This is a genomic window from Arthrobacter sp. 8AJ, from assembly GCF_902506025.1.
In the GTDB taxonomy this organism is placed as follows: domain Bacteria; phylum Actinomycetota; class Actinomycetes; order Actinomycetales; family Micrococcaceae; genus Arthrobacter.
Map to the genome: position 1 here is coordinate 800,123 of NZ_LR733289.1, position 12,445 is coordinate 812,567.

General features: G+C 66.5%; 16 protein-coding genes. 7 read left to right on the forward strand and 9 right to left on the reverse strand.

What is annotated here, in order from left to right; translation table 11 throughout:
• Nucleotides 1-28 precede the first annotated feature (28 nt).
• Complete coding sequence (locus tag BACI349Y_RS03705; RefSeq protein WP_159630581.1) at nt 29-265, reverse strand: DUF2630 family protein; 237 nt, start codon at nt 263-265, stop codon at nt 29-31.
• A gap of 85 nt (nt 266-350) precedes the next feature.
• On the opposite strand from BACI349Y_RS03705, the gene BACI349Y_RS03710 reads away from it, so the two are divergent.
• A complete protein-coding gene (locus BACI349Y_RS03710) occupies nt 351-749 on the forward strand; it encodes a hypothetical protein (RefSeq protein WP_159630583.1) in 399 nt (132 codons plus the stop codon).
• A gap of 34 nt (nt 750-783) precedes the next feature.
• Here BACI349Y_RS03710 and BACI349Y_RS03715 read toward each other — a convergent pair whose 3' ends face one another.
• The 4 genes from BACI349Y_RS03715 to BACI349Y_RS03730 form a co-directional block, all read right to left on the reverse strand.
• Nucleotides 784-1,116, reverse strand: a complete 333-nt coding sequence (locus tag BACI349Y_RS03715) for a DUF202 domain-containing protein (RefSeq protein ID WP_159630585.1) — start codon at nt 1,114-1,116, stop codon at nt 784-786.
• Between the two features lie 4 nt (nt 1,117-1,120).
• Nucleotides 1,121-1,471, reverse strand: a complete 351-nt coding sequence (locus BACI349Y_RS03720) for a YidH family protein (protein ID WP_159635145.1) — start codon at nt 1,469-1,471, stop codon at nt 1,121-1,123.
• A gap of 91 nt (nt 1,472-1,562) precedes the next feature.
• Nucleotides 1,563-2,765: an L-2-hydroxyglutarate oxidase gene (gene lhgO, locus BACI349Y_RS03725; RefSeq protein WP_159630587.1), complete on the reverse strand. Its 1,203-nt coding sequence runs from the start codon at nt 2,763-2,765 to the stop codon at nt 1,563-1,565.
• 48 nt (nt 2,766-2,813) lie between these two features.
• Entirely contained in the window at nt 2,814-3,173 is a 360-nt protein-coding gene (locus BACI349Y_RS03730) for a YnfA family protein (RefSeq protein WP_159630589.1), read from the reverse strand.
• Nucleotides 3,174-3,226: 53 nt separating this feature from the next.
• Here BACI349Y_RS03730 and BACI349Y_RS03735 point away from each other — a divergent pair, with 53 nt between their 5' ends.
• The 3 genes from BACI349Y_RS03735 to BACI349Y_RS03745 all read left to right on the forward strand — a co-directional run bounded on the left by BACI349Y_RS03735 (nt 3,227) and on the right by BACI349Y_RS03745 (nt 6,676).
• Nucleotides 3,227-4,273 carry an LLM class flavin-dependent oxidoreductase gene (locus tag BACI349Y_RS03735; protein ID WP_159630591.1) on the forward strand — a complete coding sequence of 349 codons (1,047 nt, stop codon included), beginning with the start codon at nt 3,227-3,229 and terminating at the stop codon, nt 4,271-4,273.
• Between the two features lie 125 nt (nt 4,274-4,398).
• Complete coding sequence (locus BACI349Y_RS03740) at nt 4,399-5,493, forward strand: ferredoxin reductase (RefSeq protein ID WP_159630593.1); 1,095 nt, start codon at nt 4,399-4,401, stop codon at nt 5,491-5,493.
• 13 nt (nt 5,494-5,506) lie between these two features.
• The gene (locus BACI349Y_RS03745) at nt 5,507-6,676 is read left to right on the forward strand and encodes a fatty acid desaturase family protein (protein WP_159630595.1); all 1,170 of its coding nucleotides are present in this window, start codon (nt 5,507-5,509) and stop codon (nt 6,674-6,676) included.
• A gap of 65 nt (nt 6,677-6,741) precedes the next feature.
• Here BACI349Y_RS03745 and BACI349Y_RS03750 read toward each other — a convergent pair whose 3' ends face one another.
• Entirely contained in the window at nt 6,742-7,851 is a 1,110-nt protein-coding gene (locus BACI349Y_RS03750) for a cation diffusion facilitator family transporter (RefSeq protein WP_236560712.1), read from the reverse strand.
• Nucleotides 7,848-8,225: an ArsR/SmtB family transcription factor gene (locus BACI349Y_RS03755; protein ID WP_159630597.1), complete on the reverse strand. Its 378-nt coding sequence runs from the start codon at nt 8,223-8,225 to the stop codon at nt 7,848-7,850. The genes BACI349Y_RS03750 and BACI349Y_RS03755 overlap by 4 nt, the downstream gene beginning before the upstream one ends.
• 158 nt (nt 8,226-8,383) lie before the next feature.
• Here BACI349Y_RS03755 and BACI349Y_RS03760 point away from each other — a divergent pair, with 158 nt between their 5' ends.
• Nucleotides 8,384-9,220 (forward strand): alpha/beta fold hydrolase, encoded by an 837-nt coding sequence (locus tag BACI349Y_RS03760; protein WP_159630599.1) that lies wholly within the window; start codon nt 8,384-8,386, stop codon nt 9,218-9,220.
• A gap of 96 nt (nt 9,221-9,316) precedes the next feature.
• Here BACI349Y_RS03760 and BACI349Y_RS03765 read toward each other — a convergent pair whose 3' ends face one another.
• Together BACI349Y_RS03765 and BACI349Y_RS03770 are read right to left on the reverse strand one after the other, a co-directional pair.
• Nucleotides 9,317-9,727: a response regulator transcription factor gene (locus tag BACI349Y_RS03765; protein ID WP_159630601.1), complete on the reverse strand. Its 411-nt coding sequence runs from the start codon at nt 9,725-9,727 to the stop codon at nt 9,317-9,319.
• Between the two features lie 68 nt (nt 9,728-9,795).
• Entirely contained in the window at nt 9,796-10,539 is a 744-nt protein-coding gene (locus BACI349Y_RS03770) for a GAF and ANTAR domain-containing protein (protein WP_159630603.1), read from the reverse strand.
• Nucleotides 10,540-10,827: 288 nt separating this feature from the next.
• Here BACI349Y_RS03770 and BACI349Y_RS03775 point away from each other — a divergent pair, with 288 nt between their 5' ends.
• Both BACI349Y_RS03775 and BACI349Y_RS03780 read left to right on the forward strand, forming a co-directional pair.
• Nucleotides 10,828-11,421 carry an adenylate kinase gene (locus BACI349Y_RS03775; protein WP_159630605.1) on the forward strand — a complete coding sequence of 198 codons (594 nt, stop codon included), beginning with the start codon at nt 10,828-10,830 and terminating at the stop codon, nt 11,419-11,421.
• Nucleotides 11,422-11,466: 45 nt separating this feature from the next.
• Entirely contained in the window at nt 11,467-12,345 is an 879-nt protein-coding gene (locus tag BACI349Y_RS03780) for an NAD-dependent epimerase/dehydratase family protein (RefSeq protein WP_159630607.1), read from the forward strand.
• Nucleotides 12,346-12,445: the final 100 nt, after the last annotated feature.

The window sequence follows — 12,445 nt, forward strand, 5'->3', positions numbered from 1 at the left end:
CCGGGCACCCAAGGCGGTCCGGCGACGGCTACTGCCTGTAACCTTCAACCTCGCTGATGGGGCGGGCTTCGGCGTCGTTCGGGTTCTCGCCCGAATCCTTCTTGGCCCGCCGTTGGCGCAGCAGGTCCCAGCACTGGTCCAGGCTTTCTTCCACATACTTGAGCCGTGCCTGGTCCGGGGCCTGCCCGCCCCCCGAGCCCTCACGCAGTGAGTGCTCCTCCTCCACGAGGGCCTGGATGTGCGTCAAAATGTCCTGATCATTCATGGCTTCCCCTTACTCCGGTCCGGTCTCCTTCAGCGTACGTATCAGGTGCTGAAGGAGCCAGCCCCTGAGCTGTACCATCAACTTCATGCCCACTGCGCTCGATATGGCAGGTCCCATCCTGGAAGTGCTCACCTGGTTGTGCCTGCCCGCCGGGCTGGGACTGCTCTTCTACACCGGATTCCTCCGCCGCTTCGTGCACCCGTGGGACATGGCCGAGGCCGTGGTGTACTCCGATTCCACCGGTGTTGGCTTCCGCTGGTTTGACCGGAAGCACCAGGTGCACAACGCCCCGATGTCCCCGTACGACATCAAGGACATGGCCGCGGGAGACACCCTGCCCATCTATTACCACCCCAAGCGTCCAACGCAGTGGCAGACCACCAGGCCGGAGGAAGCCGGGAGAACGGCCTCGGTCCTGGGCCGGTGCCTGACCGCGATCGGCGCCGTGGCCCTGCTGGCCGGCTTCGTCCTGCCCATGTTCTAGCTGGCCGGTACGGGTCCAGCTGGCCGGAACCGTTCTAGCTGACCAGCACCACCACAATGCCCAGGCACCCCAGGGCGAGCCCGGCGAAGGCGGTCCAGAGCACAGCGGGCAGGTCGGCCTCGATGCTTTCGCCAGCCAGCCCGTGCGACCTCGCCTGGTAGCGGCGGCGCTGCGTGAGGTAAATGGCCAGGGCGGCGCCGCCGGAAATCACCGGCAGCATCAGGATGGGCGGCCCATAGGTGGGAAGCCAGCGCAGGAAGAAGGCGCTCGCCGTCACCAGCGCCAGCATGGTCCGGCCCCAGGCGAGGGCCGTCCGCTCCGGCTGGAGGCCGGGATCGCCGTGGGGGCTGGGGCCGCTGGATGCCACGGAATCAGCGCCAGAGAATGAAGACCAGTACGACGGCGGCAGCCAGCGCGCCTGCCCCGGCCAGCAGGGGCACAAAGAGCGGCAGCGGCAACGGCGCCTTGTTCCGCATGCTGCGCTCCACCCGAAGCCACCGCATGGCGGCGCCGCCACTGAGCATCATGCCCAGCAGAAGCAGCAGGACGGCCAGGCCTTTCCGGACAGGCTCAATGAAAAGGCCCGAAGTGAAGGCCTCGATGGCAATGCCACCCGCCAGCAGCGCAAGCGACGTCCGGATCCAGGCCAGGAAGGTGCGTTCGTTCGCCAGCGTGAAGCGCGGGTCCGGTTCCTCGCCGCCGGGCAGCAGCCGTTCCGCCATCCTCCCGCGCGACGGCGGGACCTTTGGCCGGGGCGGCTGCTCACTGTTGATCACCGGGCCAGTTTAGCCGTGGCCGGTGCCGCCCTGCCGGTCAGGACGCGGGGTGCAGCACGGCTTTGCCGGCCAGGTGTTCCCCGATGGGCAGGGCGGCGGTTGCGGCCGGGGAGGGGGCGTTCAGGACGTGGATCATCCTGTCCGTCTCCGCCAGCAGGAAATCGTGCAGGAGCGTTCCGTCCCGGCGCACCGCCTGTGCCCGGATGCCTGCCTCGTACGGCAGCAGGTCCGACTTGGACAGGCCGGGGGCGTATTTGCGGCATTCCTGGAGGTAGCTGCCCTTGAACAGCGAGTTCCGGACTTCGCGCACTGCGGTGGCGGCGTTGGACCTTGCCACGTGCCACAGCCCGGGAAAGCGCAGATAGCGGCCCACGTCCTTGAGGTCCACGGAGAATTTGGGGTAGCCCTCCCGGGCCAGGCCCAGGACCGCATTGGGTCCCACAGTGATGCTGCCGTTGATGGTGGGAGTGAGGTGCACCCCCAGGAAGGGCAGGTCCGGATCCGGTACGGGGTAGATCAGGTGGGTCACATAGTCCCACTTGGATTCCGGGAGCTCGAAGTACTCCCCGCGGAAAGGAATGATCTGGACATCAATCTTCATGCCGGCCATTTCCGCCACGCGGTCCGACTGCAGGCCCGCACACGCCACCAGGCGGCGGCACGAGTAGGCGGCCTGGCCCGTGGCAACCTCCACGCGGTCCGAATGCTCCACGATCGAGCCCACGGTGGCTCCGGTAATGACCCGCCCGCCGGCAGCGGAGATGAGGTCGGCCAGCTTCCGCGCCACTTCCCCGTAGTCCACGATGCCGGTGCTCGGAATGAACAGCGCGCCCAGTCCCGAAACGTTGGGCTCACGCCTATTGAGTTCCGCCTGGTCGAGGCGCTCGCAGTCCAGCCCATGGACGGCAGCGCGTTCCTCCAGCCGGTTTAGCCGGTCCAACTCCACGGCCGAGGTGGCCACGAGCAGCTTCCCCGGCTCGGCGAACCTGATCCCGTGATCCCGGCAGAACTCCTTGGTTTGTTGCGCTCCGGCCTTGCTGAACCGGGCCTTGAGGCTGTCCGGGGCGTAGTAGATCCCGGAATGGATGACGCCGCTGTTGTGCCCCGTCTGGTGCGAAGCCAGGGAACCCGCGGCCTCGAGCAGGACCAGGGAGGCTCCCGGTTGCCTCTGCAGCAACTGGTAGGCAGTTGCAAGGCCTACGATGCCGCCACCAATAACGCAGTAGTCCACCCGCTCCACAGGACCCGCCTTTCGTCGTGGCTAGATTTTAGCCACGCTCCCGCTGCTTTATCCGCCGCTGCGGGGTGCAAACATGATCACGGCTACGCCCAGCAGGCAGACCAGGGATCCGGCGACGTCCCACCGGTCCGGGCGGAAGCCGTCAAATGCCATGCCCCACACCAGGGAGCCGGCAACGAACACTCCGCCGTAGGCCGCCAGGATCCGCCCAAAATGGGCGTCCGGCTGGAGCGTGGCCACGAAGCCATAGACGCCCAGCGCGATCACGCCGAGCCCCGCCCACCACCAGCCCCTGCCCTCGCGCACGGCCTGCCACACCAGCCAGGCGCCCCCGATTTCAGCGGCCGCGGCCAGCACGAACAGCACGATGGTCTTGAAGACAGCGACAGTTTCACCCGGAGTACCCACCCAGCCATCATCCCAGCCGGGAATGCAGCTGCCGGCAGCACCGTTGGGGAGGTATGGAGCGCATCGGATTCCTTTCATTCGGCCACTGGGGCCCCGGCCAGGGTTCCCAAACCAGGACGGCGGCGGATGCCCTTCTCCAGGGCATCGAACTGGCGGTCGCCGCCGAAGAACTCGGAGTGGACGGGGCGTTCTTCCGTGTCCACCACTTCGCCCGGCAGCAGGCATCGCCCTTCCCCCTCCTGTCAGCCATCGCGGCCCGCACCAGCCGCATCGAAATTGGCACGGGTGTGATCGACATGCGCTACGAAAACCCGCTGTACATGGCAGAGGAAGCGGCCGCGGCAGACCTGATCAGCGGCGGCAGGCTGCAGCTTGGCATCAGCCGTGGTTCACCCGAGTCCGCCCTGCAGGGCGCGTCCGCGTTCGGCTACCGGCCCCAGCCGGGGGAGACCGATGCCGACATGGCCCGCCGCCACACCGACGCCTTCCGCAAAGCCATTACCGGCGCCGGGGTTGCCCAGGCCGATCCACGCTACGCCGGCGGGGCCACCGGCCTCCTCCCGGTCCAGCCCCAGTCCCCGGGGCTGGCGGAACGGATCTGGTGGGGTGCCGGCAGCCGGAAGACCGCCGTATGGGCCGCGGAACTCGGGATGAACCTGATGAGCTCCACCCTGCTCACGGAGGACACCGGGGTCCCGTTCCATGAACTCCAGGCCGAGCAGATCCAGCTGTTCAGGGACGCATGGGCGGCCGCAGGCCACCCCCATCAGCCGCGGGTTTCGGTGAGCCGCAGTGTCCTGCCCATCGTGGATGATGAGGACAACTACTACTTCGCCGGAAGTGCGCTCCGGGACGGCCGCGACCAGGTAGGAGTCATCGACGGCCTCACGGCCAGGTTCGGCAAGAGCTACGTGGGAGCGCCGGACCTCCTGGCGGAGCAGCTCGCGGCCGATACCGCGGTGCAGGCTGCGGACACCCTCCTCCTGACCGTTCCCAACCAGCTGGGCGTGGAGTTCAACGCCAAGCTTTTGGGCAACATCGCAAAATACGTGGCCCCTGCCCTGGGATGGAGCCGAAAGGACGCCGGGAACCTTTTGTGAGACCGAACCGTTACTCTTAAGAGTGCGGCGTGGGGGCTTCGCGCCCACCAACTAGCGTGTGACTGCGGAACGGTCATATGACGGAGAGAGAGAAATATGGCTCGCACCGCTCTAGGCTTACCCGTATGATCCGGCTACGACAGCTGGCCCAGGCGGCCTCAGTGCTCACTACCCCTTTGGCGCCCGAAGATATCCTGGCGCTGTTCAACCCTGTCTACTCCGCCCGGCAATTGCGCGGCGTGGTCACCCGGGTGGTCCAGGAGACCGCCCAGTCGGCCACGATCTTCTTCCGCCCGGGCCGTGGCTGGAAGGCGCACCTGGCAGGCCAGTGGGCCCGCATCGGCGTCGAACTCGACGGCGTTCGCCACTGGCGCTCATACTCCCTCAGCGCTCCCGCCGGCAAGGACCCGGCCATCACCGTCACCGATGTCGGTGCCGTGTCCGGCACCCTGGTGCGCACCACGAAGCCCGGGGACGTGCTGTTCCTGGCCCCGCCCCAGGGCGACTTCGTGCTCCCTGAGCACCCGCGCCCCCTGCTCATGGTCACAGCGGGCAGCGGCATCACCCCGGTGATGTCCATGATCCGTACCCTCGTTCCCCGCCGCCCGGATGCCGACGTCGTCCTGGTCCACTCGGCCCGCACGCCGGATGACAGCCTGTTCCGCGAGGAGCTGGCCGAGCTCGCGGACCAGTTCCCCAACTTCCGGCTGGCGCACTGGTACACCGGCGAGCAGGGCCGCATGGACTTCTCCAGCACCAAGGAGCTGGACGAGATCTGCCCCGACTGGAAGGAACGGGCAGCCTACGCCTGCGGCCCGGACAGCTTCCTGGACGACGCCGAGGCGCTCTGGAAGCGGGCACTGACCGCCAAGGCTCCCGGCTCCGACGTCGCCGTGGCGGGCGACCCCGGCAACCTGATGATCGAGCGCTTCAACACCACGTTCAACGCCGGCGTAGGGCACGACGGCGGCCTGGTCACCTTCGAAGCCTCCGACCGCGAGGTGCAGGCCGACGGCGACACCCCCATCCTGGACGTCGGCGAGGACGCCGGGGTGCTGATGCCCAGCGGCTGCCGGATGGGCATCTGCCACAGCTGCCTCACACCGCTGCTTGCCGGGCAGGTCCGGGACCTGCGTACCGGGGAAATCCATGGCGAACCCGGCCAACTGATCCAAACGTGTGTCTCGGCAGCCGCCGGACCCGTAAACCTCGAAATCTGAGGAGCACCACGGAATGTCTGTAATCACACCTACCAAGGTCACCCCCGCGGGAAGCTCGAGAACGCGCCCCGGGAAGCTCGCCGAATCGGGCAGCCCCACCGTCCGGCCGCCGGCGGCCGCGCACCTCAGCGACGAGCAGGTAGCGGAGCTGGGCCGCGAGCTCGACGCCATCCGGGATGAAGTCCTGGCCAAGCGGGGCGCCGAGGATGCTGCCTACATCCGCCGGATGATCAAGATCCAGCGCGGGCTCGAGATCTCCGGCCGGGCCGCCCTCCTGGTCAGTAAGAACAAGGCTGCCTGGGTCACCGGTACCACCTTGCTGAGCCTGGCCAAGATCCTGGAAAACATGGAACTGGGCCACAACATCCTGCACGGCCAGTGGGACTGGATGCGGGACCCGGACATCCACTCCACCACCTGGGAATGGGACTTCGTCACGCCGTCGCGGTCCTGGCAGCACACCCACAACGACCTGCACCACCGCTGGACCAACGTGGTGGGCAAGGACAACGACGTCGGATACAACCTCCTGCGCATGGATGAGCAGCAGCCGTGGAAGCCCATTAACCTGGCCAACCCGCTGTTCAACGCCATCCTGGCCCCGGTCTTCGAGTGGGGCATTGCCATCTACGACCTTGAGCTGACCGAGTATAAGGAAGGCACCAAGTCCAAGGAGGCCCTGCACAAGGACCTCAAGGCGCTCGGCAAGAAGGTTGTCACCCAGTTCACCAAGGACTATGCAGCAACCCCGGCGGTCGCCATGCTCACCGGGTCCGCGAAGCAGGCCCTCTTCGGCACGATCGCAGCCAACGCCATCCGCAACGTCTGGGCCCACGCGGTGATCTTCTGCGGCCACTTCCCGGAGGGGACCGACACCTTCACGGAAGAGATGGTGGACGGCGAAACCCGCGGTGACTGGTACGTCCGCCAGATGATCGGCTCAGCCAACATTTCGGGCTCGAAGTTCATGCACCTCATGACGGGCAACCTCTCACACCAGATCGAGCACCACCTCTTCCCGGACCTGCCCTCGAACCGGTACGCCGAGGTGGCGCCCAGGGTCCGCGAGATCTGCCAGCGGTACGGCCTGAAGTACACCACCGGGCCGCTGCTGAAGCAGGTCGGCTCCTCCTGGGCAAAGGTCTTCAAGCTGGCATTGCCTGGAAAGACTGCCCGGGCCTAGGTCCGGAATCCCCGCAACGCAGAAGTGACCCGGCCAGGCCGGGTCACTTCTGCGTTAAGCGCCCGCTACCGCCGGGTGCCGGGAGCCAGGAGCATGTGGTCCAGCTTGGGCAGTGCCTGCCGAAGCCTGTGGTCGGCGCGGTCAAGGACCTCCTCAGCCTGCGACAGCTCCGTGTCTGCCAGTTCGATGCGTGCCGAGCCCTGCAGCCGGTGGCCCGACCACCGCAGCTGCAGGTGCTGGACGCCGAGGACGCCCGTCGTCCCCTCCAGCGCGGACTGGGCACGCGACACCAGCTCCGGTTCGATGCCATCCATAAGCCGCCGTCCGATACTCCGAATGGTGCCCCACAGCAGCACCATGATGGCTGCGGAGATGATCAGCCCAACGATCGGGTCCGCCAGCGGAAAACCGAGCATGACGCCGACGGCGCCGATCACCACGGCCAGCGAGGTGAAGCCGTCCGTCCGGGCGTGCACACCGTCTGCCACCAGCGCGGCGGAACCGATCCTGCGGCCCACCCGGATGCGGTAGATGGCCACGGCTTCGTTTCCTGCAAAGCCGATCAGGCCCGCGGCCATGACCCAGCCCAGGTTCTGCAGCGGCTGGGGATGGATCAGCCGGTCCACTGACTGCCAGCCGGCAACGACGGCGGAAAGGGCCACCACGGCCACGATGAACAGGCCTGCCAGGTCCTCCGCCCTTCCGTAGCCGTACGTGTACCGGCGGTTGGCGGCCCTGCGCCCCAGGATGAAGGCAACCCACAGGGGTACCGCGGTCAGGGCGTCGGAAAAGTTGTGGATGGTGTCCGCCAGCAGGGCCACTGAGCTGCTGAACAGGACCACCAGGAATTGCAGCACGGTCGTGGCCAGCAGGACGAACATGCTGATCTTCAGCGCCCGGATGCCCTCGCTGCTGGCCTCCATGGCGTCGTCAATGGAATCGGCGGCATCGTGCGTGTGCGGAACGAACAGTTCGAACAGCCAGCCCTTGAAGCCGGAGTGGTGGTGGTGGCCGTGCCCGTCGTGGTCATGATCGTGCGGGTGGTCGTGACCGTGGTCGTGGTGGTGCTCATGACCGTGGTCGTGCGGGTGGTCATGACCGTGGTCGTGTCCGCCTTGCCCCTCCTCATGGGGGTGGCTGTGCGTGTGTGTCGACTCCTGGTGGGGCCCGCTCATGAGGCACTCCTTTGCGCAGAATGGTTGGTGATGCGGTGGTGTGCCGGATCTCCGCCAAGGGCGTGTTCGGCCTGGAAGATCGCATCCGCCACCAGTTGCCGTGCATGCTCGTTTTCCAGCCGGTAGAGCACACGCGTCCCGTCCTGCCGCGTGGACACCATCCGGGCCAAGCGCATTTTCGCCAGGTGCTGCGAAACCGCGGCAGGGGACTTGCCCACGACGTCCGCCAGGGCGCCCACCGCCATCTCGCCGTCCCGGAGCGCCAAAATAATCCGCACCCTGGTAGCGTCGGCCAGCATGGCGAAGACCTCCACCGCCAACTCCACGTATTGGCTGTCCGCGCCCAGCGAGCAAGCATTCTTATCTGCATTCATGCGCATATATTGTCACAGCTGCCGCCGCAACGCACTTTGGCAACGTCCGCCGTCGCCGCAAAGCGCTCCCCGCCCGGAGCCGGCCGCCCTAGAGTAGGAGATGCGTGGCACGGCGCTCTGCCTGCCGTCTGGCCAGTCTCGAAAGGAATTCATCCCCGATGGCTTTAATCACCGTTGGCACTGAGAACAGCACTGATATCGAGCTCTACTACGAGGACCACGGCTCGGGACAGCCCGTGGTGCTGATCCATGGCTACCCCCTGGACGGGTCATCCTGGGAAAAGCAGACCGCTGCCCTGCTGGGTGCCGGCTACCGGGTCATCACCTATGACCGCCGCGGTTTCGGCAAATCCAGCAAGCCCGCCGGGGGCTACGACTACGACACCTTCGCGGCGGACCTCAACACCCTGCTGACTACCCTGGACCTGAACGACGTGGTGCTGGTGGGCTTCTCCATGGGCACCGGCGAAGTCGGCCGCTACCTGGGCACCTACGGCTCCGCACGCGTGGCCCGGGCAGCGTTCCTCGGATCCCTGGAGCCCTACCTGCTCAAGGCCGACGACAATCCCGACGGCGTCCCCCAGGAGGTGTTCGACGGCCTTCTGGAAGCAGTCACGGCCGACCGCTACGCCTTCTTCACCGAATTCTTCAAGAATTTCTACAACTCCGACACCTTCCTGGGCACGCCCCGCCTGAGCCAGGAAGTCATGAATGCGGGCTGGAACCTTGCCGCCGGCTCGGGTGCAACGGCTTCCGTTGCCGCCCAACCCACGTGGCTCACGGACTTCCGCCAGGACATCCCCAAGATCGATGTCCCGGCCCTGATCGTGCACGGCACCGCGGACAACATCCTGCCCATCGACTCCACCGGCCGCCTGTTCGCCAAGGCGCTGCCCAGCGCTGAGTACGTGGAGATCGAGGGTGCCCCGCACGGCCTGCTGTGGACGCACGCCGCGGAGGTCAACGAGGCCCTGCTGGACTTCCTGTCGAAGTAGCGCCAGTGCGCGTCCGACGGCGGCACGGGCCGCCGCCGGACGCGTCACCGCTGCCGGGGGCTGCCGGGAGTTACGGCTCGATTCCCGGCGGCCGGCTCAGCAGTGGGATTTGCCCGGTATCTGGGGCTCCTGTGAAACAGCCGCCGCCGGGCACAGCTGCCCGGCAAGGGCCTTCAGTTCCTTCGGATGGAAAGGTTTGGTGAGGTAGCCGGCAGCCCCTGACGCCATGCCGGCCAGCACGTCGTCTTCCTCGGAGCGGGCCGTCAGGAAGAGCAAGGGTGCGGTGGTGAGGACGCGGATGGCGCGGGCCACCACGTGCCCGTCCATGTCGGGAAGCCCAAGGTCCAGGGTGACCAGGGCGATGGCGGGATCAGACGCCGCGGCGATGCCCTCCGCCCCTGTTCCCACCGCGGTGACCTTGAACCCCGCGCGGGACAGGACCACCGAGATCAGGCCCCGGATGTCGTCGTCATCCTCCACGACAAGGCAAACACGCTGCTGTTCCATTTGAGCCCCCCGGCGAAAAGTTGGCACCAGTCTACTGGTGGCAGGACACGTTGGCGCAGACCGGCGCCCTAGCCGTCGTAATGGGTGCGCGCCGGGCCCTGGCCCAGGGCATTCACCACGGCAGCAGCAACATCGTGCAGCTTGGTGTTGCGGGTGCTCGACGCGGTCTTCAGGATGGCAAAAGCGTCCTGCTGGCTGCATCGGTTCTGGGCCATGATGATGCCCACCGCCATATCGATGACCGTGCGGGACTCCAGCGTGGCACGGAGGTTCGCCGCCGTCTCGCTGTAATGCGCAAAGCGCACTGCAAGGCGGAGTGCCAGCGAGGTCTGGCTGACGAAATCTTCGGCGAACTTGAGCACACGGCCTTCAAAGCGGTGGGCCCGGCCGGAGTACAGCAGCAGCGCTGCCTTGGTTTCGCCTTCAAGCCGGAAGGGAAGAGCCGCGACCGACCTGACTCCCCGTGCCACAACTGCCGTGGAGTATTCCGGCCAGCGGCCGTCCCCTTCGAGGTCCGGAGCGTGGACTGTCTCCTGGACGGTGAATGCCGTCAGGCTGGGGGTCTCGGCGAAGCTGTGCTCAAGGCGTCCGATGGACTTTGCTTCCCGGCTGCTGCTGGCTACGGTGGCGGTTTTCCGCTGCCGGAGCAGGGTGATGGCGCATAGCATCTCATCGCCTGGCTCCGAGAGGTTACGCGCGGACACCTGTGCCAGTTCATTGAGGAAGTCCTCAACATCGGAGCTGTTGAGGACCAGTTCATGCAGGTGCTCTGTGATGGATGTATCGGTTTTTGCTGTTGACTCGCTGGCCACGGTTTTCTGGTGCCATTCGTTCAGGTCAAAACGAGCCTGCAACACACAAGCACCCCGCAACAGGGCGGGGAACCGGTGATGGTCGCTGGATCGACGAACTTTCCAACGGCCTGCTGCTAAACCGATAACCAGAGTATATACATCCCCGGCCGGGGCGAAGCCCATATGCTTCCGGGCCGCGACAGCGCTTGCTGGCGCCGGGCAAGGACCAACCGGCACAATGAAGCGGGAGCCGGTGCTGCCTCTGCCGGCCCGTTGACTGTGGTCCCGCCGCGGAAGGACAGGAACATGACCAGGCTTCTCATCATCGGCCCACCGGGCTCCGGCAAGGGAACCCAGGCCGAACACCTGGCGCGCCATTTCCAGGTCCCTGCCGTGTCCACCGGCGACATCTTCCGGAGCAACGTAAGCCGGAAGACAGACCTGGGGAACCAGGCTGCGCAGTATTTGGACGGCGGCCACTTCGTACCTGACCACCTAACCAACGCACTGGTCAAGGACCGGCTCCTTGAAGGCGACGCGAGGCACGGGTTCCTGCTGGACGGCTACCCCCGCACGGCGCCGCAGGCCGCCGAACTGGATGCCATGCTCGCGGCCCAGGGCCATGCGCTGGACGCCGTCATCGAACTGCAGGCGCCGGACGCCGAACTGGAGGAGCGGATGCAGCGCCGCGCTGCGGAACAGGGCCGCACGGACGACACCATCGATGTCTTCCGGCGCCGCCTGGACCTCTACCACCGCCAGACCCATGAAGTAGTCTCGGTGTACGCGGGCCGGGGCATCCTGGTGTCCGTCAACGGCAGCGGCGATCAAGGCGGGATCACCGCAGTGGCAATCGCCGCCGTCGAACAGTTCCTCGCAGCCCCGCGGCCCCCGTCCTGACCGAAACACCGCACGGTGAACGCACTCCAACAGAAGGAAACACTGATGAGAATTGCCGTTACAGGCGGAAACGGAAAACTGGGGCGGCACGTGGTGCGCCGGCTCACCGACGATGGCCACCAGGTCCTCACCCTGGACCGCGCTGGCGAGCGCAGCCCGGGGCTCCTGGTAGTGGACCTGCGCAATTACGGGCAGGTGGTGGACGCGCTGCTGGGGGTTGATGACCGGCATGACGGGTTCGACGCCGTGGTGCACCTGGGAGCCATTCCCGCCCCGGGCATCCTTCCGGACGCCGCCACGTTCGAGAACAACATGCTGTCCACCTACAACGTCTTCCAGGCCGCGCGGCGCGCCGGCATCAAGAAGGTGGTGTACGCGTCCAGCGAGACCGTGCTGGGGCTGCCGTTCGACATCGACCCGCCCTACATCCCGGTGGACGAGGAATACCCGCCGCGGCCGGAAAGCACCTACTCCCTGGTGAAGACGCTGGAGGAGCAGATGGCCGTGGAGATGACGCGGTGGGACCCGGAGCTGAGCATTACGGGGCTGCGGTTCTCCAACGTGATGGACGAGGCCGACTACGAAAAGTTCCCCTCCTTCGATGGGGACGCGATGCTGCGGAAGTGGAACCTGTGGGGCTACATCGACGGCAGGGACGGCGCGCAGGCCGTGGCGCGGGCGCTGGAGAACGCCAAGCCAGGATTCGAGGCCTTCATCATTGCCAATGCCGATACCGTCATGAGCCGGTCAAGCGCCGGCCTCGCAGCTGAGGTGTTCCCCGGCGTCAAGGTCACCAAGGAACTGGGCGAACACGAAACGATGCTTTCCATCGACAAGGCACGGCGGCTGCTGGGCTTCGAGCCCGAGCACAGCTGGCGGAACCATGCAGCAGCCGGCTCCGGTGCTGGAGGAGCCCAGGGCTAAAGCCGGGCCTGCAGTAACCGGGCCGCAGGAAACGCCGAAGGTTGGCACAGGATCATCCAAGGAGCCGGGAGCCGTGCGCTTCCGGCTCCTATCCTTTTGG

What these genes read in the sequence shown, in the direction of transcription:
- BACI349Y_RS03740 (WP_159630593.1), top strand. Translation starts at nt 4,399, where the DNA reads ATGATCCGGCTACGACAGCTGGCCCAGGCGGCCTCAGTGCTCACTACC.
- BACI349Y_RS03710 (WP_159630583.1), top strand. Translation starts at nt 351, where the DNA reads ATGCCCACTGCGCTCGATATGGCAGGTCCCATCCTGGAAGTGCTCACC.
- BACI349Y_RS03765 (WP_159630601.1), bottom strand. Translation starts at nt 9,727, where the DNA reads ATGGAACAGCAGCGTGTTTGCCTTGTCGTGGAGGATGACGACGACATC.
- BACI349Y_RS03780 (WP_159630607.1), top strand. Translation starts at nt 11,467, where the DNA reads ATGAGAATTGCCGTTACAGGCGGAAACGGAAAACTGGGGCGGCACGTG.
- BACI349Y_RS03735 (WP_159630591.1), top strand. Translation starts at nt 3,227, where the DNA reads ATGGAGCGCATCGGATTCCTTTCATTCGGCCACTGGGGCCCCGGCCAG.
- BACI349Y_RS03705 (WP_159630581.1), bottom strand. Translation starts at nt 265, where the DNA reads ATGAATGATCAGGACATTTTGACGCACATCCAGGCCCTCGTGGAGGAG.
- BACI349Y_RS03720 (WP_159635145.1), bottom strand. Translation starts at nt 1,471, where the DNA reads ATGGCGGAACGGCTGCTGCCCGGCGGCGAGGAACCGGACCCGCGCTTC.
- BACI349Y_RS03755 (WP_159630597.1), bottom strand. Translation starts at nt 8,225, where the DNA reads ATGAATGCAGATAAGAATGCTTGCTCGCTGGGCGCGGACAGCCAATAC.
- BACI349Y_RS03760 (WP_159630599.1), top strand. Translation starts at nt 8,384, where the DNA reads ATGGCTTTAATCACCGTTGGCACTGAGAACAGCACTGATATCGAGCTC.
- BACI349Y_RS03745 (WP_159630595.1), top strand. Translation starts at nt 5,507, where the DNA reads ATGTCTGTAATCACACCTACCAAGGTCACCCCCGCGGGAAGCTCGAGA.
- BACI349Y_RS03750 (WP_236560712.1), bottom strand. Translation starts at nt 7,851, where the DNA reads ATGAGCGGGCCCCACCAGGAGTCGACACACACGCACAGCCACCCCCAT.
- BACI349Y_RS03775 (WP_159630605.1), top strand. Translation starts at nt 10,828, where the DNA reads ATGACCAGGCTTCTCATCATCGGCCCACCGGGCTCCGGCAAGGGAACC.